The organism is Exiguobacterium sp. s145 (genome assembly GCF_018618835.1).
GTDB lineage: Bacteria > Bacillota > Bacilli > Exiguobacteriales > Exiguobacteriaceae > Exiguobacterium_A > Exiguobacterium_A artemiae.
Window position 1 is genome coordinate 68,676 of the sequence record NZ_JACSMV010000011.1, and the last position, 19,370, is coordinate 88,045.

Consider the following 19,370-nt stretch of genomic DNA (forward strand, 5'->3'; position numbering starts at 1 on the left):
TTCAAAAAAACGTTTTTTCAAAAGATTGTCAAACATTGTTCACTTTTTCACAAAAAAGATAGATAAAAAAATGACCTCTGTTTGTTTAAAAACGGAGGTCATTTTTAGCTTCAGCGTACTTTTCGATAATAATGATCGACAATCCGGCGCGTCGCTTGGCCCGGCTGTTCCGTATACCAGATCGTTTTGAATTGTTCCATCGCCATTCGACTTTCCTGCAATGATACATCCGAATTAATCCAGTTCAACATGATCTCAAACTGATCGGTGCAAGTGACCGGTAACGGATCCGGATAGGAATCGATGATACCGGGAATTTGCCGATACGTGTCGATGTCCGGTGTATACAGAACGGTCGGAACACCGAGCAGACAACTTTCAAAAGGAATCGAGGAATAATCGGTTACCAATACGTCGGTAATTAGTAAGTAATCATTGATTGAATATTCATCTGTCACGAAATGGACATGCGCTTTTTGATGCGTGAACATGGAACGGACCGTCGGATGTAATTTGACGAGAATCGTCCATCCTTGATCAGTCAATTGTTCGAGTTGACGAACCGTCTGTCCTTCCATCCCATTATATTCCCGGTAAGTCGGTGCATATAATAGAATACGCCGCTTCGGTTTGACATAGATGTCGGAAAGTTGTTTTTTTACGGTCTGATGTTGCTCGTTAAACCAATAATCCGTCCGGTGAACACCCAATGTTTTAAAAACTGTCCGGGGAAGATCGTGCGGTGCCATGAATTGTTTCGCACATGCTTCTCCAGGTACGATGAAATCCCCATAACGTTGATACACCCGTTTGAAACGTCGCAGGACATGTTTCGGCACCATCAAACTCCTCGATGACGTCAGTCCGAATTTTTTTAGCGTTCCTGCAGCATGCCATAACTGAATCCGTTTTGTCCCCTGACGGATCGGAGCGACACTGTATTCACCGATATAGTTATCGATGAATAGGTGTTTCGATGTCGCGAGAAGATAAGCCAGTCGAATAAAACGCAGTCTGCGGTAAGGCAAAGCATATTCTGCCGACCAGGCTTCCGGATTTTTCACAAATTTTTTATCATACACCAGATACCTTTTCTCTTTCGGGAATTCCGTGAGGAGCGCATCATTAATCGGTTTCACGTTATCACCGTAAGTGACCCAAAAGAGCGTTACCGGTCTCAGAGGTAACAAGCAGAAGATTCGATAGAAAATCCGAAAAAGCAGCAAATAGATTTGCACGATACTCTCTCTCACGTTACTCCCCCCTTTCCATGAAGAAAGACCGCACGCGAGGTGTGGTCTTTTTTCATCAACCTTTTCCTAACTCCGTTTTAATCTGGCTTGTCGATTGTCGAAATGCCTTCCGTCCGGCTAAGGTAAACGACTTCACAATATTCTTTCAAGAAGTCGAATTCGCCGGCCCAGTCGTCACCCATGACGAATATATCGATTTGGTGCTCTTGTACATCCGTGATTTTTTGATCCCAGTTATTTTCGGCAATGACTTCGTCCACGTAGCGAATCGATTCCAAAATCAATTTGCGGTTTTCGAAACTGTGATATGACTCTTTGTGTTTTAAGCGATTGAACTCGTCCGTAGAAATCGCAACTACTAAATAATCGCCCATTTCCTTTGCTCGTTTGAGGATGTTGATATGTCCCCAGTGCAGTAAATCAAATGTGCCGTACGTGATGACTTTTTTCATGATGATTATCCTTTATGCTGATTGCTGACAGGTTGTAACAGACGTTGATAGGCTTGTACAGACGCGGTTCCGTCATCCCACTGGCAAAATTTCTTTTCAAATGCGTCAAATGCCGGACCGTATCGATCGCTCCATTCGTGCAACCGGTCAATCTCTTCAAATAGCCGTGATTGCTGTAAAACAAGCGGACCCGGGGCTTCCTGCTCAAAGTCAAAATAAAATCCGCGCAGTTGATCCCGGTAGTGTTCTAAGTCATACGTGTAAAAAATCATTGGTCGTTTCAGATGGGCATAGTCAAACATGACGGATGAATAATCCGTGACTATGGCATCTGCCGCAATGTACAGTTCTGAAATATCCGGATAATCCGAAGCATTACGGACAGAAGGATAACCCGCCGTATCGACTTGATCCGCTACCAAATAATGCATCCGGATCAATAACGTATATTCAGTACCAAATTGTTTCTCAAACTGCTCCAGCGAAAACGGCAGCTTAAAGGAATAAGACCCTTTCGCCACGTACTCATTGTCTCGCCATGTCGGCGCATACAAAATGATTTTCTTCGTCCGGTCGATGTTGTAACGGGAATAGACCCGTTCGCGTATTTCCGGATGCCGTTTCGTCTCGTAAAACAAATCATTCCGCGGATAACCGATTTCGAGCAATTCACCGGAAAAATCAAATGCCCGTCGAAAAATCCGACTCGAATAAGCATTCGGTGAAATCAACAGATCCCATTTGGATGCTTCACGTGCAAAGTCCCGCTTGTAGCGTTCGGTCGTCGTATCGGCCATCTGTACATCATCCATGTCGAGCGCCAGTTTTTTAAGCGGCGTCCCGTGCCACGTTTGTAAGTAGATGGTCCCTTTACGTTTGAACAACCAGGAAGGAAGCCTGCTGTTCGAAACCCAGACCCGCGACGTGGCGAGCAGATAAATCCAACGAATCGTCATCCGATTAACGGTCCGAACACTTGGATCATCGAAGACACGGTGTCGATCTTTACTGAAGATCAATTCATATTCCGGATGGTCTTTTTTCAGCGCTTCGTAGATCGAACGTGGATTGTCACTGTATTGTTTCCCTAAAAAGCTTTCAAACAGGAAACGATTTGGATGAACCGGTAAACACGCAAATACCCGCATCACGAGATGCAATCCCGTTTCGACCAGCTTCGTTCTCTTAATCCACTGACGTAATTGACGTTTCAAAACTTATACCCCTTAATTTAACAAAAAATTTACTTTTTATAGAATTTCATATAAATCAAACCTCAACCATCATAACAAAAAGCGCATCCATTTGGAATCAGTATTTGAACGCATATAACGGAATGGTAAATCAAACTTCGTCGTATTGTGCACCAGCCCTTTTCGATGGCTGAACGTTTCGAAACTGTATTTGCCGTGATATCCGCCGATTCCACTGGCACCGACACCGCCAAACGGTAAATTATGTTGTGCGACATGCATGAGTGTATCGTTCACGCATCCGCCGCCAAAGGAGATCCGGTTCAGGACACGTTCCTTCACGAATTCGTTTTCTGTAAATAGATAAAGGGCAAGCGGTTTGTCACGATCCGTGACAAAGGTGATGACATCTTCGATTTCGTCATATACGAGCACCGGTAAAATCGGACCAAAGATTTCTTCCTGCATCAATTTCGAATCAAGAGGAACGTTCGTCATAACGGTCGGAGCCATTTTTCTTGTTTCCGGATCGACTTGTCCGCCGAATTCGATGTTTCCTTGCTCGAGATATCCTGTCAATCGTTCCAAGTGACCGTCCGAAACGATTTTGACATAGGACCCCACGCCGACTCCATTGCCATACTGGGAGAACGCCTCTTCTTCAATCAAACGAAGAAATGTTTCCTGGACGTCCCGATGAACAAAAACATAGTCCGGAGCGATACATGTTTGCCCGGCATTTAACCATTTTCCCCAGGCAATCCGTTTGGCCGCGAGTCTTAAGTCTGCATCCTTGTGGATAATCGTCGGAGACTTGCCGCCCAGTTCAAGCGTGACCGGCGTCAAATGTTTGGCAGCTGCTTGATGAACGATTTTACCGACACAAGTCGAGCCGGTAAAGAAGATATAATCAAACTTCTCTTCCAACACAGCTGTACTTACTTCCGCGTCGCCTTCGATCACGACACCAAAACGCTCATGAAACGCCGTCTCAAACACTTCCCGCAACACACGCGAGACGTTTGGTGTCAATTCCGAAGGTTTTAGAACAACGGTATTCCCAGCTGCAATCGCACCTACGACAGGGGCAAGGGCCAGTTGGAAAGGATAATTCCAAGGTGCGATGACGAGCACGTTTCCGTAAGGCTCAAAACGGATTTCGCTTTTTGATCCGAAATGCAACAACGGCGTTTTGACTCGCCGTGGTTTTGCAAGACGGCGCAATTGTTTTTCCATCCGATTGATTTCGCCGTAGACAAAACCGATTTCTGTCGTAAACGCGTCTTGACGTCCTTTATTCAAGTCGACTTTCAAGGCATCGTAAATGGCTTCTTCATGTGTTTCAATTGCTTGTTTCAAGAACGTCAACATACTTAAACGAAAAGCAATGCTTCGTGTCGCGCCTGTCTTAAAGAAACCCCGTTGTACTTCAATCTGGCGTGCTACATCCAATCCCGTTGTCGTCAATCCCATCCTTAAATCCCCCTTGTGAGCTCATTCATTTCTACCTTCTCATTCTACCATAGCTGTCAGGGCAAATAAAAAAAGCGGAGAGTCTTTTCTCCGCCTTTCGTTTACAGTTGGATTGCTGTTTCAAGTGCGACTTTCATCATGTCGTTAAACGTCGTTTGACGTTCTTCTGCTGTTGTCTCTTCACCCGTCAACAAGTGATCGGAAATCGTCAAGATCGTCAAGGCGTTGACTTTATGTTTGGCCGCAAGTGTGTAGAGGCCTGCCGCTTCCATCTCGATTGCGAGGCAACCGAAGTCCGCCCATTTTTTGAAGTGGTGGAAATCATCTTGATAAAATTGATCTGTCGTAAAGATTTGACCCACTTTTGCGTCGATTCCGTGCTCTTTTGCTGTCATATACGCTTTGTGCAATAAGTCAAACGATGCTGTCGGCGCGTAATCGAGTCCGTTGAAGCGGACGCGGTTTTGTGCCATATCGTGTGATGCACTCATGGCGATGACGACGTCGCGAACTTTGACGTCCGGTGTAATTCCGCCGGCAGTACCGACACGAATCAGGTTTTTTGCGCCGTATGATTGAACGAGTTCATTGGCGTAAATCGACATCGAAGGAACGCCCATACCAGTTCCTTGGACCGAAACTTTTTTACCTTTATACGTTCCTGTAAAACCATACATTCCGCGGACTTTGTTATAAAGAACGACATCCTCTAAAAATGTATCGGCAATATATTTTGCACGAAGTGGATCTCCTGGAAGTAATACGGTTTCTGCAATCTGACCTTCTGCTGCGTTAATGTGTACGCTCATGTACGATTCCTCCTCTAAATAGTGACTAAACCGACAACAACTCTCGGAACTCATTCGGAGTCATTCCGAATTGCTTTTTAAAGACTTTCCGAAAATATTTATCATCATGGTATCCGACTTCAAGCGCAATCTCGTAAATCCGGGCATCCGTCTCACCCAGCAATTCTTTTGCCCGATTTAAACGGATGGTTTGAATATAATCCGATAGATTAACGGAAAAACGCTGTTTGAATCGTCTTGAAATGTATTCTCGACTTAGATAAAAGCGTTCACTCATGAGTTGAAGCGTTAGTTCTTCCGCATAATGTGTCGAAATGTATTTTGCAATTTGATCAATCGCTTCGCCTTGTTCTTGAACAGGACCGATCAATTCCATCGCGCGCCCGAGAGCATCATTCAAAATATCAGGATCAATCGGCTTAAGTAAGTAATCAAACGATTGGTGCAAAATCGCCCGACGCATATACGTATAATCATCATACCCTGTCAATACAATCGTGACGACCTTTGGATGATGATTTTTTGTCCATTCGAGTAAACTTAGTCCGTCGAGTCCGGGCATTTCGACATCCGTCAACATCAAATCGATTTTTTCCTGTTCCAAGAAACGTTTGGCAGTGACCCCGTCATCCGCTTCAAAGATATTACCAATCTGCCAGGTATCCCATTCTCCAAGCAATTTCACCGCGTCGCGCACATGTTTTTCGTCGTCTACGATCAATACATTCATCATAGTTCCTCCTGTTCAACGGGAATTCGAATGACGATTCTAAAACCACCTTCAGCCGGAGACTGCAGGATCATGCTGGCTTCTTCTTCATAAAAGATTAATAGACGTTCGTAGATGTTGTGAAGACCGATCCCGGACGTTTGACGGTTTTCCGGTCGGCGGTGCATCCGCATCGTTTGATCAATACTTTCTAGTTTTGCTTCTTCCATGACTGAACCGCTGTTTTCGACTTGAATGATGAGTTGGTCACCATCGCTTCTGACTTTATAGGCGAGGTAATTTTCCGTCGCATCTGCCTGTTGATTAAACGCATGCTTAAAATAATTTTCAGCAAAGGGTTGTAAAATCATTTTCGGGATCTCAATCGAATTCATGTGCCACGGCACATCGACGATATAACGGAACCGATCCGGAAAACGTTGCTGCTGAAGACGCATGTAGGATTGAAGATGATCGACTTCCTGCTTCAGCGTGACAATCGTCTGTTCATTATTCATGGAATAACGCATCATCTGCGACAATCCTGTAATCGAACGATATGCGATTTTCCGGTCACCCTGTAATGTAGTCGTTCCGATCGATTGCAAGGCATTAAACAAGAAATGAGGATTTAATTGAGATTGTAAAGCCCGCAATTCGTTTGTCCGGTTTTCAAGTGCCAGACGGTATTCCCGTTTGATCAGCCGGTCGATTCGTTGAATCATCCGCTGGAATTGCCGATTCAGCAACCCAATCTCATCGTTGGTCGTCGCAACGAATTGTGCCGATAAATCACCCTGTTCGACACGCCAAACGTTTGCTGTCAGCTGTTTGATCGGCTTCGTGATTTTAAGGGCTGCAAGACTGGCCGCGATAATCATCAAGACTAACGAGCCGATCCCGATCAAAATTAAAATCAGCGCTGTTTCATTGGCGCCTTTGACGACCGATGTATATGGGGTCGTCTTGATCAGTGTAATGGGAACTCCTTGTGTTGTCATTTTGGCATACACGATAAAGGAGTCTCCGACGCGCATGCTCCCACTCTTGCCCGTCAATCGGTCATTCGTGACCGGAAGTTCTTTGCCTGTTTTCGCAATCAGTTGGTTTCCATTCAACAACCAAAGCGATTCACCGGGAAAATTTTCGAACAGCTTCAATTGTTGTTCAAAGACACTCGTCGGAATGTCGACTGAAAGAAAACCGAGCGGTTCATCCGTTTCCACCCGATTGATCCGGTAACGGAAGCTGACGATTTCTTTCTCATCCAAAATCATCGTATGTGTATTATAGGCGGCAATCTGATGTGCCGGATCAATCAGCCATCCGTTTTTTTGTTTCATCAAACGAAAATAATCGGTCTCCTGCAGCCAATCAAACTTTCCCCGGCTTGATGTTTTCATGTTATAGACCGAGTACTCCGAATTTCCTTTTAAGATGACAAAATGAAGCTGCTCAATGTCTTGTCTTGATAAAAAAAGTCCGAGCAACGCCCGTGAAATCACACCTTCCGATTCACTGAGCTCGGCATCTGCACCGACGTTCATAATATTGAGTAAGGAGCGATTGGCATACAAACTTGTCGGCAACCGTCTTACATCTTCCATATAATGACTGATTTGGTTGCTTCCTCTTTTCAAACCGCTCAAGCTCGAACGTTCCGCCTGCTCGATGTTCTGGTGGCGCACATAGAGATAAGAAGCTGATGTAGCAAGCGTCGTCGGAATCAGAATTGCTAAGACGACAAGTCGGATCAAACGTGTTCGGATGCTCTTCATCGCCGTCTCCTCCATCCTTTTTCTTCTAATAAGTAGTATAGCATAGCTGTATCCGCTTACATGTATGTCTTTTATTTGTTTATACCCGTTGTCATTTACTCCAATTTAGATTAACCGAAAAACAATACTTGATTCCGAATGAATATTGATATAACATCGTTAATGTTCGTTTTTAACAAACTTTTGAGATTAAGGTGGTCTTTGACTCATGTTTAAACTTTCAGCACACGATACAACGGTCAAACGTGAAATTCAAGCTGGTTTTATTACGTTCATCACGATGGCCTATATTCTTTTCGTCAACCCGACTATTTTATCGGAAGCAGGCATTCCGCAGGATCAAGCTTTCTCGGCAACGATCGTCGCTACTTTGATCGGGACATTGTTGATGGGCTTTTATGCCAACCTGCCGATTGCGGTGGCACCGGGAATGGGCTTAAACGCTTATTTCACTTATACGCTCGTCATCGGCGAAAAAATTCCTTACCAAACAGCTTTATCCGTCGTTTTTGTCGCCGGAATCATCTTCCTTTTGTTATCCTTGTCTCCTTTACGGACGAAATTAATCGAAGTCATTCCAACTACGATTAAGTTAGCTATCACCGGAGGAATCGGTTTATTCATTGCTTCCCTCGGTTTAAAGATGTCCGGTATTCTTGTGGCCGATCCGGCTACCTTGATTACAATCGGCTCTTTGACGTCACCGGAAGCCCTGGTTACGCTGGTCGGATTACTCGTAGCCGCCATTCTGACGGTGAAACGTGTTCCGGGTGGTCTATTGTATGCGATGGTCCTGTCCGGAGTACTCGCTTTCTTAACAGGTGAATTGACGTTCTCAAAAACCTTGATTGCTTTGCCGACTTTACCGGAAGGCATTCTTGTCGCGAATCCCCTCTCTGCGGTTCAAGACGTCATTCAATATGGTCTATTCAGTGGTGTCCTTTCGTTTGTCCTCGTCACGATGTTTGATACGACCGGAACAATGGTCGCAGTCGGCGAACAGGCCGGACTGATCGAAGAAGACGGTTCTCTTAAGAACAGCGAACGTGCTCTGTTGTCTGATTCAACGGCAATGATTGTCGGATCGATGTTTGGAACCAGTCCAACGACGGCTTACGTCGAATCTGCTTCCGGTGTCGCAGCCGGTGGACGAACCGGATTGACATCCGTCACGGTCGGCATCTTATTTGCGCTCTCGGCAGTGTTCGGTCCAATCGTTCAATCGATTTCAAGTGTTCCTGCTATTACAGCACCTGCATTACTCCTGGTCGGTGCCTTGATGCTTCAAAATATTAAACAAATCCAGTGGGAAGATTTCAGCGAAGCCTTTACAGCGTTCATGATCATCATCATCATGCCGCTGTCCGGCAGTATCGCAACAGGGATCGCCTTCGGATTCATCATCTATCCGATTATGAAAGCTGTCCAAAAGCAACGCGTTCACTTTTTGATTTATCTGTTCGCTGTTCTCTTCTTCATTCAATTGTTTTTCTTACATTAAATAATAAAAAACGTGTTGATTCCATTTATTGGAAACAACACGTTTTTTATTATTTCTTCATTTTTTGCCAAGTCTTCGTAAAGTCTTGTAACATCTCTTCTGATGTTTTTTGTTTTCCTACGTATGCCTGCATGATGGCACCAAATTCGTTAACAGCACCGTCCGGATATTTAAACCAGTTCCATGAGATGGTTTTATCTTCTTTAGAGTACTTGATGATATCGTCAGCAAGTGGTCCAAGATCGGCTGCTTCGATTGATTTGAACGCCGGGATAAACTTGAATTTGTTGACCATATAATCTTTTCCTGTATCAGATGTCGCCATCCACTCGAGGAACTTTTTACCTTCTTCTTTATTTTTCGAGTTTTTGTTGACGACCCAGTTATTCGGTACGCCGACCGGAAGTCGATCCATTTTTTCTTTGTCATCATTGATCGGCATCGGAATGAAGCCCATCTCGATATCCGGATTGACATCCGTAATCAATTGTTGCGCCCAGTTTCCTTGTTGGATCATTGCTGTTTTTCCTTCAGCAAACTGTGAAACTTGTGTATTGTAATCTGTCGTCAACGGATTTTTGTTTCCGTACTCGATCGTTAAATCAAACAGATTCATGAACTCTTTAAATTGTTTATTGTCTTCGAACTTCCCTTTGCCGGAATTCAGATCGGCGATGAACTGATCCGGATCATCCTGTTGGGCCATCGGGATATTCATCAAGTGATTTCCAAGAATCCACCACTCGCCGTATCCGATCGAGAATGGTGTCACGCCGTCCGCTTTCAGCTTCTTGGACGCTTCTGTTAATTCTGTTAACGTTTTCGGCAACTCTGTAATACCGGCTTTCTTGAAGATTTCTTTGTTGTAAATGAAACCGTAACCTTCTAAGTTCATCGGCATACCATACAGTTTCCCGTCAATTGTCATCGGTTCTTTTGATAGGTCTGTTAAATCACTGACCCACTTTTCATCCGAAAGATCTTCCAGCTTATCTTGCCATGTTTTCGCTTCTGTAAATCCACCGTTGTTGAAAACATCCGGTTCGTTACCCGAAGCAAACTGAGATTTCAAGGCGGCGCCATAATCTGATCCGCCGCCGACTGTTTGAACGACGACTTTTACGCCCGTTTCTTTTTCATACGCCTTTGCCATCTTTTCCATGTCTTTTGCGATTTCAGCTTTAAATTGGAATACGTTGAGGGTCTTCCCGTCCTTAGAAGAGCCACTGTCCTTTGAGTCATCACTATTGAGTGTTCCACCGCCACCACATGCTGCAAGTGCTACGACCATTGCGGTCGTCATAACTGGTAGTGCTGCCCATTTACGTTTACGCATTCGGATACCTCCCTGATTTTCGAGTTGATAATCGTGCTACGCTTTTACAATAAATGAAAACGCTTGCAATAAAAACGGATAATTTTGTCCGGTGCGGTGGAAAATATTGAACAATCGTTATCCGACAAAAAAACTCGGGATTAGTGTATGATGAAAGTAGTTATGATATTCCATGAAGGAGTCTGATGCAATGTCCCTACAGTTCACGATTTTATTAATTGGCTTATTGTTGTTTACAGCAGTCTGGACGACGAAATTGTCGAGTCGTCTCAATATTCCGGCTCTCCTGATTTTCATTGCCCTTGGCATGATTGCCGGCAGTGACATTACCGGGTTCATCCGGTTTGATGATGCCGAGCTGGCACAGTTACTCGGTACGGTGGCGCTGATCATCATCTTATTCGAGGGAGGTCTTCAAACGGCTTGGAAAGAAGTTAAGACCGAACTCTCACCCTCTCTGTCACTTGCCACGTTTGGTGTCTTCATTGCGACGACAATCGTTGCCGTGGCGTCCCACTACATTCTCGGCTTCAGCTGGGCTAATGCTTTTCTCCTTGGTGCCATTGTCGGATCAACGGATGCTGCCGCGATTTTTTCAGTACTCAGCGGGCAATCCGTCCGGCGAAAAGTCGGTTCAACGTTAGAACTCGAATCCGGGACCAATGATCCGATGGCTGTTTTTTTGACAGTCTTCTTCCTGGAATTCGTGACGAATCCAAAAGAGGCTTCACTCGTTTCCGGCTTAACTTCGTTAGTCTGGGAAATGGTGATCGGTCTACTGCTCGGTCTGTTCATCGGCTGGATTGCTTCGACACTACTTAACCGGATTGATCTCAGTTCCTCGAGCTTTTATCCGATTCTTTTAATGTCGTTCGCCTTTCTTTCGTTCGGTATTGCCGATACGATTCATGCCAGTGGTTTCTTAGCCGTCTATGTGACCGCCATCTACATCAGCAATCATGAATTGGTTTACCGTCAGACGCTTGTCCGTTTTACGATGAGTATGGCGCACTTGGCCCAAATCGGGATGTTTATCGTGCTCGGATTACTCGTCTTCCCGAAGCAGTTGCTTGATCCGCAGGTGATTCTATCCTCGATTGCCCTTGCATTGATTTTAATCTTCATCGCCCGCCCGGTGTCGGTCTGGCTCAGTCTGCTTCCCTTTAAATATTCTTGGCAGGAAAAAGTGTTTGTTTCCTTCGCCGGTTTAAAAGGAGCAGTTCCGATCATTCTTGCGACGTATCCGCTTGTCGCCGGCATCGACAACGCCGGAATGATTTTTAATATCGTCTTTTTCACCGTTCTGTTATCGACGTTAATTCAAGGGAGCATGCTGACGTTCCTCGCCGATCGCCTTCATTTGAACGACACGGGTTCTTCCGCCATTCAAACGGTTATCGAGTTCATGTCGATTGGTAAACCGAATGCGGAAATCATCGAATTGACGATTCCGAATTCCCATCCATTCGTCGGGAAAGCCATCATGGATATTGATCTTCCGCAGGAATTTTTAATCACGGCAATCATCCGGGACGACCAAATCGTGACACCTCGTGGAGACACGATTTTTGAAGGTCGGGATCAGTTGCTTCTATTAACTCCGAAACACCGGATTAAAACGCTCAAACGATTTTTATTCCCTAAAACTCCATGAAAAAAGGGCTGACTTAAATAGTCAGTCCCTTTTTGTATTCTTAACGCTTCGATTTCAAGCGGCGATACATGATGTAGCCGATGATTCCAACGACAATGATGCCGAGAATCCACCATAATTCCTGTTCAAGCCCCTTCAGCATGGACTCTGCCCGTTCCACCCCAAACTTCTCTCCCAGCCAAACATAAAAAAACGAAACCGGGAACAAACCAATGCTCGAGGCGAGGACGTATCGTTTGAACGACAAGTTAAACAGACCACACGGAATCGAGACGACCGAACGGACGACCGGGAAGAAACGACCGAACAAGGCAGACCATGAACCGTATTTCGATACGATTCGTTCTCCCTGAATGATTTCCCGTTCCTTGATCATCAACCATTTTCCGTAGCGAACCAAAATCGGACGTCCGGCGTAACGACCGAGAAAGTAAAATAGCGTCGCGCCCATCAGACTGCCGATGAAACCGATTAGGACAGCTGCCATCCAACTGATCGTTCCGTTTGAAACATACAGACCGAGTAACGGCAAACCGACTTCAGCCGGAATTAATTCCGTCCCGAGTCCAAGAATCATAATTCCTAAAAACAGCCAGAGATTCGACTCTCCGGCTGAGAATAACCATTCCAGCATCCAACCACTCCTCTAAATCAGCCTCGTGCAGGACGAAGAAGATAATAAATGATGACGACGAGCGTCGTCCAGACTCCTGTAAAAATCCCGATGATTCCGACGATAAAGAAGCCCAGTGCCATCATTGATCCTGTACGCTTGTAATCACGCCACATCGTCCGCAATCCTTTGATGTTAAACCAAAGGAACGCGACGAACAGCAAGGCAAACACTAATCCTGTAATGAGTATCGCTGACATGTCTTCACCTCTCTCTTATTAGTTCATATGCCCATTATAACGTGTTTTCACACGTCTTTCCTCAGTCTGAGGTCGGATGAACTTATTTTGACACATAGAAAAACCGTACTGCCATCCATAAAGTCATGGTCAGCAGTACGGTTTGTCATTATATCTATCAGTACATCACTCGTTCTTACAGCAGGTGCACACCTTGCTCACGGTACGACGCGCGTGTTTCTTCCGACCAGACCGACGCCTGAACTTCACCGATGTGACGTTTCTTCAAGAGGAACATCGCCATCCGGGATTGTCCGATTCCGCCGCCGATTGTCAGTGGAAGTGTTTCTGCCAGTACCCCTTGATGGAACGGGAAATCGAGTTTCGCATGCTCGCCTGTCGTCTCGATTTGTGCGAGTAACGTTTCACGGTCGACACGAATGCCCATCGATGAAAGTTCAAATGCACCGATTTCCGGATGATGGACTAGAATATCGCCGTTGAGTGTCCAGTCATCGTAGTCAGCCGCTCGGCCGTCATGTTTTTCTCCGGACGCTAAGGCTCCACCGATTTGCATCAAGAAGACAGCCCCGTATTCTTTAGTCACTTCCGTCTCACGCTCTTTCGTCGAAAGCGTCGGGTACGCATCTTCCAGTTCCTGTGTCGTCATGAAATGGATCGTTTCCGGTAAGATCGCTTCAATCGCGAGCTGTTCTTCGACTTCACGTTCCACTTGACGAATCGATGCGTAAATCGCTTGCACCGTTTTCTGCAAGTAGTCGATTGTCCGCTCTTCTTTTGAAATCACACGTTCCCAGTCCCACTGATCGACATGGATCGAATGCGTTTCATCCAATACTTCGTCGCGGCGGATGGCATGCATCAATGTGTACAAGCCTTCGCCTTTTGCGAATCCGTATGTGTGGAGTGCCTGGCGTTTCCACTTCGCAAGCGATTGAACGATTTCGAGTTCTGCCTGATGATCAATCGCATCAAAGCGGATGACGCGTTCAGTTCCGTTCAGGTGATCGTTGACTCCGAGTGTGCTTTCGACGAATAACGGTGCTTCGACGCGTGTCAATCCTAGTTGGGCTGAGAATTGCTCCTCAAAGCGTTTTTTTACAAGTGTGATAGCTTCCTGTGTCTGTTTCATCGATACGAGTGTTGTCATGGTAATCTTCCTCCTCAATTGTGTGTTTGAAAAAGAAGCCATAAAAAAGAGCCCTTCTCTCCCAAGAATATGGGACGAAAGACTCGGTTCCGCGGTACCACCCATGTTAACAGCTCAGCTGCTCACTCAAAAGACTGATGATCAATTATCATCTCAATCTTCGGCCATATGATAACGGACAGGCAACTCCGGCTACGCCTACTGACTTCAGTGTTCGGGTAGCGACTCCGGGATGTTCTTCGCAACTTGTTTCCGACTGGGCTCTCACCGCCCCCAGCTCGCTAATCCGGTTTTACAAGATGTTACTCTTCCCTTCAACGTCGTTGTTACAATTGAATTGAGAACATCGTACACCATCCGGCAAGTATTTGAAAAGCCTTTTTTTCAAAAAAAAATAAAATAATCTGACTAATCAGATTAACCAATCAAAACAAAAACGTTCCCGCAGAAGCGAGAACGCGCTTACATATCACTTGATGGAACCACTCGTAATTCCTTGAATAATTTGCTTTTGCATGGCGAAGAAGAACAGTAACAACGGAATGATCCCAAGAATCAGTCCGGCTAACGCCAAATCCCATTGCTTTGTATATTGGCCGAAGAAATAGAATGTCGCAAGCGGAATCGTCCGCAGTTCGACATCACGTAACATCAGCGATGGTAACAAGAAATCATTCCAAATCCATAGTGTGTTCAGGATGACAATCGTTACCGTGATCGGTTTAAGCAACGGGAAGACGATCCGCCAAAAGACACCCCACTGCGAACAACCGTCGATAATGGCTGCCTCTTCAATCTCTTCCGGAATCGATTTCATGAATCCATGATACAAGAAAATCGATAGACCGGAACCAAAGCCGAGATACATTAAAATCAGACCCCAATAACTGTTTTGCAGTCCGAGATCCCCTGACAGTTTCGACAATGGAATCATAATCGACTGGAATGGAATGATCATCGCGGCGACAAACAGGAAAAAGATAATCGTCGACAGACGGCTTTTGGTCCGAACGAGTTTCCAGGCGGCCATCGAACAGAAAATCACGATGACGGCGTTGGCACCGACCGTGATGATGACGGAGTTCAGGAACACTTTCCCGAAATTCATCGCTTCCCAGGCATTCGTATAGTTTTCCGTAATCCATTCTTTCGGAAGACCCGATGTATTCGTAAAGATATCCCCTTGCGTCTTAAACGAGTTCGAAATGACATAATAAAACGGAATCATATACAACAAACCCATCAACAAAGCGGCAATCTCCACGGTTCCGAGTCGTACGGAATAACGGCCGCGCTTTTTCGGTGCCGGTTGCTCCGGCTTGAGCTCCGGTTTCGGTAAAGGTTGTGCGGTACTCATGCTTCCACCTCCCGTTTTTTCGTCAAGTACACTTGGGTGACGGTAATCGCGGCAACGACCACAAAGAAAATGATGGCTTTGGCGGAACCGAGACCCAGATTATTGTTTGTGAATGACTCTTTATAGATGTTCAGCGCCAGCATTTCCGTTGATTTAAACGGACCGCCGTTCGTGAGCGATAAGTTCGTATCAAATAGTTTGAAGGACCAGGAAATCGTCAGGAACAGACAGATCGTGACCGACGGCATGATCAGCGGAATCGTAATGTTCCGTAACGTCGACAGGCGGTTGGCTCCGTCAATTTTGGCTGCTTCGATCAGTTCCTGCGGGACATTTTGCAAGGCCGCAATATAGATGACCATGATATATCCCCCGCCTTGCCAAATCGAAACGATGACAATACCCCAGAAACCGGTTCGAGCGTCACCAAGCCAAGGAAGTTCGAATAAACTCCAACCTGTCAGTTCTCCAATCGAAGCAAATCCTTTAACGTAAATGAACTGCCAGACGAATCCGAGAATCAATCCGCCAATTAAGTTCGGCATGAAGAAAATCGTCCGTAAGAAATTTCGAGTCCGAATATTTTGCGTGAGTAAAAACGCTAAGATAAATCCAACCAGATTCGTTAAAACCACGGCTACGACGGTGTATTTCGTCGTCAGCCAGAAGGACTGTTGGAACTGTTCGTCCACCGTGAACAGCCGGACATAGTTGTCAAACCCAATCCAATTTAACTCACCGGTAATTCCGTTCCAATCCGTGAATGAATACATGACACCATTAAAAAAAGGTACGAGAACGATTACTGCGAACACCAAAAAGACGGGTCCGACAAACATCCAAAATTCAAGTCCGCGCTTTACTTTTTTCTTATTGCTTACTGCCATTGCTCATCCCTCCTCTATCCCTAGACTACGCAACTTTCCATAAAATGAAAACGCAACCATTTGACCCATTGGGTGGAATATATTGAACGATTATTTGGCGTGTCCGTTTCAGATAAGCTACTATTAAGGAAATATAGAGAAACTCATCTTGAGAGGAAGATTACGCCATGGAAAAAACGATTCGTTCTGATTTAGAAATTGCCCAGCAAACCATCCTACGCCCCATCTCCGAAATCGCCGAACATATCGGATTAACTGACGCGGATTATGACACGTACGGAAAATACAAAGCAAAGTTGACAGACGGACTGGTGAAACGATTGGCGACGAAAGCAGATGGAAAACTGATTCTTGTCACGGCAATCAATCCGACGGCTGCCGGAGAAGGAAAATCGACAGTCACGGTCGGACTGGGTCAAGCGTTACACCGACTCAATCATAAGACGATGATTTGCTTGCGCGAACCGTCACTCGGACCAACGATGGGATTAAAAGGCGGAGCATGCGGCGGCGGATACAGCCAGGTCTTGCCGATGGAAGAAATCAACCTTCATTTTACAGGTGATATGCACGCCATCACTTCAGCCCACAACACAATCAGTGCCCTGCTCGATAATCATCTTCATCAAGGCAACGACTTACGGATTGATCCGCGTCGCATCACGTGGAAACGTGTCCTTGATCTGAATGACCGCGCCTTGCGACAAATCACGATTGGACTCGGCGGACCGGCCCACGGCGTTCCGCGTCAGGACGGGTTTGATATCACGGTCGCTTCGGAAATCATGGCTGTTCTCTGCTTAGCGGATTCCATCACGGATTTAGAGGAACGCATCAGCCGAATTGTCGTTGCCTATTCGTACGACCAACAGCCGGTGACAGTCAAGGATATCAAAGCTTCCGGTGCTGCGACATTACTCTTAAAAGAAGCCTTCCGTCCTAATCTTGTCCAGACGGTCGAAGGCACACCGGCTTTGATCCACGGCGGTCCGTTCGCAAATATTGCCCACGGCTGTAACTCGCTGATCGCGACCCGTACTGCTTTGAAATTGAGTGATTATGTCGTTACGGAAGCCGGCTTTGGCGCCGACCTCGGTGCGGAAAAGTTCTTTAACATCAAATCAAGGATTGGTCATTTACATCCGGACGCCGTTGTTGTCGTCGCGACCGTCCGTGCATTGAAAATGCATGGCGGGGTGGCAAAAGATCAATTGGCGGAAGAAAATTTAGCTGCTTTAGTCGAAGGGCTGGCATTGCTCGAGAAACACGTCGAGACAATGGATCTGTTCGGTGTCCCGGCCGTCGTCGCCTTGAATCGTTTCGCAACCGATACCGATACGGAACGCGAGACAGTGCTTGAATGGTGCCGTGAACGGAACATCCGTGTAGCGGAAAGCGAAGTCTTCAGCCAAGGGGGAGCCGGCGGAGAAGCTTTGGCTGAACAGGTCTTTGAGGCTTTGGAGGAAGAGAGTCAGTTTACACCGCTTTATCCGGCTGAACTGCCGCTGACACAAAAAATCGAACGGATTGCCAAACGGGTCTATGGTGCAGCAGATGTCCACTTCGAAGAAAAGGCATTACGTGAGCTTGAACGTTGCACCGAACAGGGACTCGGACATCTGCCGATCTGCATGGCAAAGACTCCCTTCTCGTTGACGGATGATCCAAGCAAGTACGGACGTGTCGAAGGATTTACGATTACTGTCCGTGAAATCAAACCATCCATCGGTGCGGGATTCATCGTCGCCTTGACCGGGAATGTATTAACCATGCCGGGTTTACCGAAAATACCGGCTGCCAATAAGATGGGAATTTCTGAAGACGGAACGATATACGGACTTTCTTAATCAGGGAAGGATGATAGATGTGACAATCGACCATACACACTGGGTTGCATCAGACGGCTATACGACGACGATGCATCTGTTAGAAGCTACTGCTCCGAAAGGGGTCGTCATTGTTTTCCACGGCATGATGGAACATGGCGCGCGCTATCAAGAGTTTGCTGAATTTCTTTATGCCCACCATTATCACACGATCATCCCGGATTTACGTTGTTTCGGTGCACGTGCGCAGCAACTGGAGTCACTGGGGCATCTGGAGCCGAATCATGGTTTTGCGCAACTGATACAGGATGCTGAAGAACTGGTTTACGATATCAAGGACCGTTATCCGGATTTGCCGATTTTCGTATTCGGTCACAGTTTCGGGTCGCTTATTTCAAGACGCCTCGGTCAGACACTTGGTCATGAGCTGGCAGGTATCATTGCAAGCGGTCCTCCGACTGACAGCGGTTTACTTGGAACCGTCAGTCAAAAAATTGTCGGACGTCTCATCGAACAAACTTCTTCTCAGCATCCTGCTGAAGGAATCAGTAAGCTGATTTTCGGCCGGTACAACTTACGTTTCTTCCCGGCACTCTCATCGAATGCCTGGTTATCTTCCGATCCTCAATCGGTCTTACGTTACGACGAAGATCCTTTATCGGGACAAACCGTAACTCTCGGTTTTTTCCATGAGTTGCTGGCGGCGACCAAATCCGTCAACTCACTAGCTTATCTGTACCAACACCCGCGCCATCTGCCTTTGTTGCTGATCTCCGGGGAAGATGATCCGGTTGCCTTTGACGGTAAAGGAATCCACACGCTGTTTGACGCTTACAACCGTGTCCGTGTCGAAGGCGTTCAACTCACCGTCTACCGTGGATTGCGGCATGAGTTATTCCATGAGTTCGAACGGATCCGCGTCTTTGCAGATATCGCGGGCTGGCTGAACAAACAGGTCGGCTCACATCCGCTTTCTTCCATGCGAAAACAGGGACATCAATAAAAAACGGGGTGCTCTCAGTTGAGAGACTGGGCTAACCTAAAATTTTGAGACAATATAAAACACCTTCGGAGTGGTACACTTTTAAAAAGTACTAACATCGGAGGTGTTTTTGCATG

17 protein-coding genes and 1 other annotated feature are annotated in these 19,370 nt (G+C 46.1%); of the genes, 4 read left to right on the forward strand and 13 right to left on the reverse strand.

Annotation, left to right across the window (positions count from 1 at the left end):
• Positions 1 to 110 precede the first annotated feature (110 nt).
• The 7 genes from KNQ07_RS09980 to KNQ07_RS10010 all read right to left on the reverse strand — a co-directional run bounded on the left by KNQ07_RS09980 (position 111) and on the right by KNQ07_RS10010 (position 7,667).
• Positions 111 to 1,253, reverse strand: coding sequence for a CDP-glycerol glycerophosphotransferase family protein (locus KNQ07_RS09980; protein ID WP_214766425.1), 1,143 nt, complete (start codon positions 1,251 to 1,253; stop codon positions 111 to 113).
• 77 nt (positions 1,254 to 1,330) lie between these two features.
• The gene (tagD, locus tag KNQ07_RS09985; protein WP_214766427.1) at positions 1,331 to 1,705 is read right to left on the reverse strand and encodes a glycerol-3-phosphate cytidylyltransferase; all 375 of its coding nucleotides are present in this window, start codon (positions 1,703 to 1,705) and stop codon (positions 1,331 to 1,333) included.
• A 5-nt stretch (positions 1,706 to 1,710) separates the two neighbouring features.
• The gene (locus KNQ07_RS09990; RefSeq protein ID WP_214766428.1) at positions 1,711 to 2,919 is read right to left on the reverse strand and encodes a CDP-glycerol glycerophosphotransferase family protein; all 1,209 of its coding nucleotides are present in this window, start codon (positions 2,917 to 2,919) and stop codon (positions 1,711 to 1,713) included.
• 69 nt (positions 2,920 to 2,988) lie between these two features.
• On the reverse strand, positions 2,989 to 4,371 hold the full coding sequence (locus KNQ07_RS09995; protein ID WP_214766430.1) for an aldehyde dehydrogenase: 1,383 nt from the start codon (positions 4,369 to 4,371) through the stop codon (positions 2,989 to 2,991).
• 101 nt (positions 4,372 to 4,472) lie between these two features.
• Positions 4,473 to 5,180 (reverse strand): purine-nucleoside phosphorylase, encoded by a 708-nt coding sequence (gene deoD / locus KNQ07_RS10000; protein ID WP_214766432.1) that lies wholly within the window; start codon positions 5,178 to 5,180, stop codon positions 4,473 to 4,475.
• Between the two features lie 25 nt (positions 5,181 to 5,205).
• The gene (locus tag KNQ07_RS10005; RefSeq protein ID WP_012369494.1) at positions 5,206 to 5,910 is read right to left on the reverse strand and encodes a response regulator transcription factor; all 705 of its coding nucleotides are present in this window, start codon (positions 5,908 to 5,910) and stop codon (positions 5,206 to 5,208) included.
• Entirely contained in the window at positions 5,910 to 7,667 is a 1,758-nt protein-coding gene (locus KNQ07_RS10010; RefSeq protein WP_214766434.1) for a sensor histidine kinase, read from the reverse strand. Before KNQ07_RS10010 ends, KNQ07_RS10005 begins: the two co-directional genes overlap by 1 nt.
• 208 nt (positions 7,668 to 7,875) lie before the next feature.
• Between KNQ07_RS10010 and KNQ07_RS10015 the strand changes: the two genes are divergently transcribed.
• Positions 7,876 to 9,168: an NCS2 family permease gene (locus KNQ07_RS10015; protein WP_214766436.1), complete on the forward strand. Its 1,293-nt coding sequence runs from the start codon at positions 7,876 to 7,878 to the stop codon at positions 9,166 to 9,168.
• 49 nt (positions 9,169 to 9,217) lie between these two features.
• Here KNQ07_RS10015 and KNQ07_RS10020 read toward each other — a convergent pair whose 3' ends face one another.
• Positions 9,218 to 10,504 (reverse strand): ABC transporter substrate-binding protein, encoded by a 1,287-nt coding sequence (locus KNQ07_RS10020; protein WP_012369491.1) that lies wholly within the window; start codon positions 10,502 to 10,504, stop codon positions 9,218 to 9,220.
• Positions 10,505 to 10,694: 190 nt separating this feature from the next.
• Here KNQ07_RS10020 and KNQ07_RS10025 point away from each other — a divergent pair, with 190 nt between their 5' ends.
• The gene (locus tag KNQ07_RS10025) at positions 10,695 to 12,158 is read left to right on the forward strand and encodes a potassium/proton antiporter (protein ID WP_214766438.1); all 1,464 of its coding nucleotides are present in this window, start codon (positions 10,695 to 10,697) and stop codon (positions 12,156 to 12,158) included.
• 40 nt (positions 12,159 to 12,198) lie between these two features.
• Here the strand turns inward: KNQ07_RS10025 and KNQ07_RS10030 are convergent, their stop codons facing one another.
• The 5 genes from KNQ07_RS10030 to KNQ07_RS10050 all read right to left on the reverse strand — a co-directional run bounded on the left by KNQ07_RS10030 (position 12,199) and on the right by KNQ07_RS10050 (position 16,425).
• Positions 12,199 to 12,792 carry a DedA family protein gene (locus KNQ07_RS10030; RefSeq protein WP_214766439.1) on the reverse strand — a complete coding sequence of 198 codons (594 nt, stop codon included), beginning with the start codon at positions 12,790 to 12,792 and terminating at the stop codon, positions 12,199 to 12,201.
• Positions 12,793 to 12,809: 17 nt separating this feature from the next.
• The gene (locus tag KNQ07_RS10035) at positions 12,810 to 13,031 is read right to left on the reverse strand and encodes a hypothetical protein (protein ID WP_012369488.1); all 222 of its coding nucleotides are present in this window, start codon (positions 13,029 to 13,031) and stop codon (positions 12,810 to 12,812) included.
• Between the two features lie 175 nt (positions 13,032 to 13,206).
• A complete protein-coding gene (asnA, locus tag KNQ07_RS10040; RefSeq protein ID WP_012369487.1) occupies positions 13,207 to 14,181 on the reverse strand; it encodes an aspartate--ammonia ligase in 975 nt (324 codons plus the stop codon).
• Between the two features lie 67 nt (positions 14,182 to 14,248).
• Positions 14,249 to 14,508, reverse strand: a binding site (T-box leader).
• A 142-nt stretch (positions 14,509 to 14,650) separates the two neighbouring features.
• Positions 14,651 to 15,538 carry a carbohydrate ABC transporter permease gene (locus tag KNQ07_RS10045; RefSeq protein ID WP_012369486.1) on the reverse strand — a complete coding sequence of 296 codons (888 nt, stop codon included), beginning with the start codon at positions 15,536 to 15,538 and terminating at the stop codon, positions 14,651 to 14,653.
• Complete coding sequence (locus KNQ07_RS10050; RefSeq protein WP_012369485.1) at positions 15,535 to 16,425, reverse strand: carbohydrate ABC transporter permease; 891 nt, start codon at positions 16,423 to 16,425, stop codon at positions 15,535 to 15,537. Before KNQ07_RS10050 ends, KNQ07_RS10045 begins: the two co-directional genes overlap by 4 nt.
• A 167-nt stretch (positions 16,426 to 16,592) precedes the next feature.
• Here KNQ07_RS10050 and KNQ07_RS10055 point away from each other — a divergent pair, with 167 nt between their 5' ends.
• Positions 16,593 to 18,272 (forward strand): formate--tetrahydrofolate ligase, encoded by a 1,680-nt coding sequence (locus KNQ07_RS10055; RefSeq protein WP_214766441.1) that lies wholly within the window; start codon positions 16,593 to 16,595, stop codon positions 18,270 to 18,272.
• A gap of 10 nt (positions 18,273 to 18,282) precedes the next feature.
• Positions 18,283 to 19,254, forward strand: coding sequence for an alpha/beta fold hydrolase (locus KNQ07_RS10060; protein WP_214766443.1), 972 nt, complete (start codon positions 18,283 to 18,285; stop codon positions 19,252 to 19,254).
• Positions 19,255 to 19,370: the final 116 nt, after the last annotated feature.

What these genes read in the sequence shown, in the direction of transcription:
- KNQ07_RS10010 (WP_214766434.1), bottom strand. Translation starts at nt 7,667, where the DNA reads ATGAAGAGCATCCGAACACGTTTGATCCGACTTGTCGTCTTAGCAATT.
- asnA (WP_012369487.1), bottom strand. Translation starts at nt 14,181, where the DNA reads ATGACAACACTCGTATCGATGAAACAGACACAGGAAGCTATCACACTT.
- KNQ07_RS10030 (WP_214766439.1), bottom strand. Translation starts at nt 12,792, where the DNA reads ATGCTGGAATGGTTATTCTCAGCCGGAGAGTCGAATCTCTGGCTGTTT.
- KNQ07_RS10060 (WP_214766443.1), top strand. Translation starts at nt 18,283, where the DNA reads ATGATAGATGTGACAATCGACCATACACACTGGGTTGCATCAGACGGC.
- KNQ07_RS10050 (WP_012369485.1), bottom strand. Translation starts at nt 16,425, where the DNA reads ATGGCAGTAAGCAATAAGAAAAAAGTAAAGCGCGGACTTGAATTTTGG.
- KNQ07_RS10025 (WP_214766438.1), top strand. Translation starts at nt 10,695, where the DNA reads ATGTCCCTACAGTTCACGATTTTATTAATTGGCTTATTGTTGTTTACA.
- tagD (WP_214766427.1), bottom strand. Translation starts at nt 1,705, where the DNA reads ATGAAAAAAGTCATCACGTACGGCACATTTGATTTACTGCACTGGGGA.
- KNQ07_RS09995 (WP_214766430.1), bottom strand. Translation starts at nt 4,371, where the DNA reads ATGGGATTGACGACAACGGGATTGGATGTAGCACGCCAGATTGAAGTA.
- KNQ07_RS10055 (WP_214766441.1), top strand. Translation starts at nt 16,593, where the DNA reads ATGGAAAAAACGATTCGTTCTGATTTAGAAATTGCCCAGCAAACCATC.
- KNQ07_RS10045 (WP_012369486.1), bottom strand. Translation starts at nt 15,538, where the DNA reads ATGAGTACCGCACAACCTTTACCGAAACCGGAGCTCAAGCCGGAGCAA.
- KNQ07_RS10015 (WP_214766436.1), top strand. Translation starts at nt 7,876, where the DNA reads ATGTTTAAACTTTCAGCACACGATACAACGGTCAAACGTGAAATTCAA.
- KNQ07_RS10020 (WP_012369491.1), bottom strand. Translation starts at nt 10,504, where the DNA reads ATGCGTAAACGTAAATGGGCAGCACTACCAGTTATGACGACCGCAATG.
- deoD (WP_214766432.1), bottom strand. Translation starts at nt 5,180, where the DNA reads ATGAGCGTACACATTAACGCAGCAGAAGGTCAGATTGCAGAAACCGTA.
- KNQ07_RS10005 (WP_012369494.1), bottom strand. Translation starts at nt 5,910, where the DNA reads ATGAATGTATTGATCGTAGACGACGAAAAACATGTGCGCGACGCGGTG.
- KNQ07_RS10035 (WP_012369488.1), bottom strand. Translation starts at nt 13,031, where the DNA reads ATGTCAGCGATACTCATTACAGGATTAGTGTTTGCCTTGCTGTTCGTC.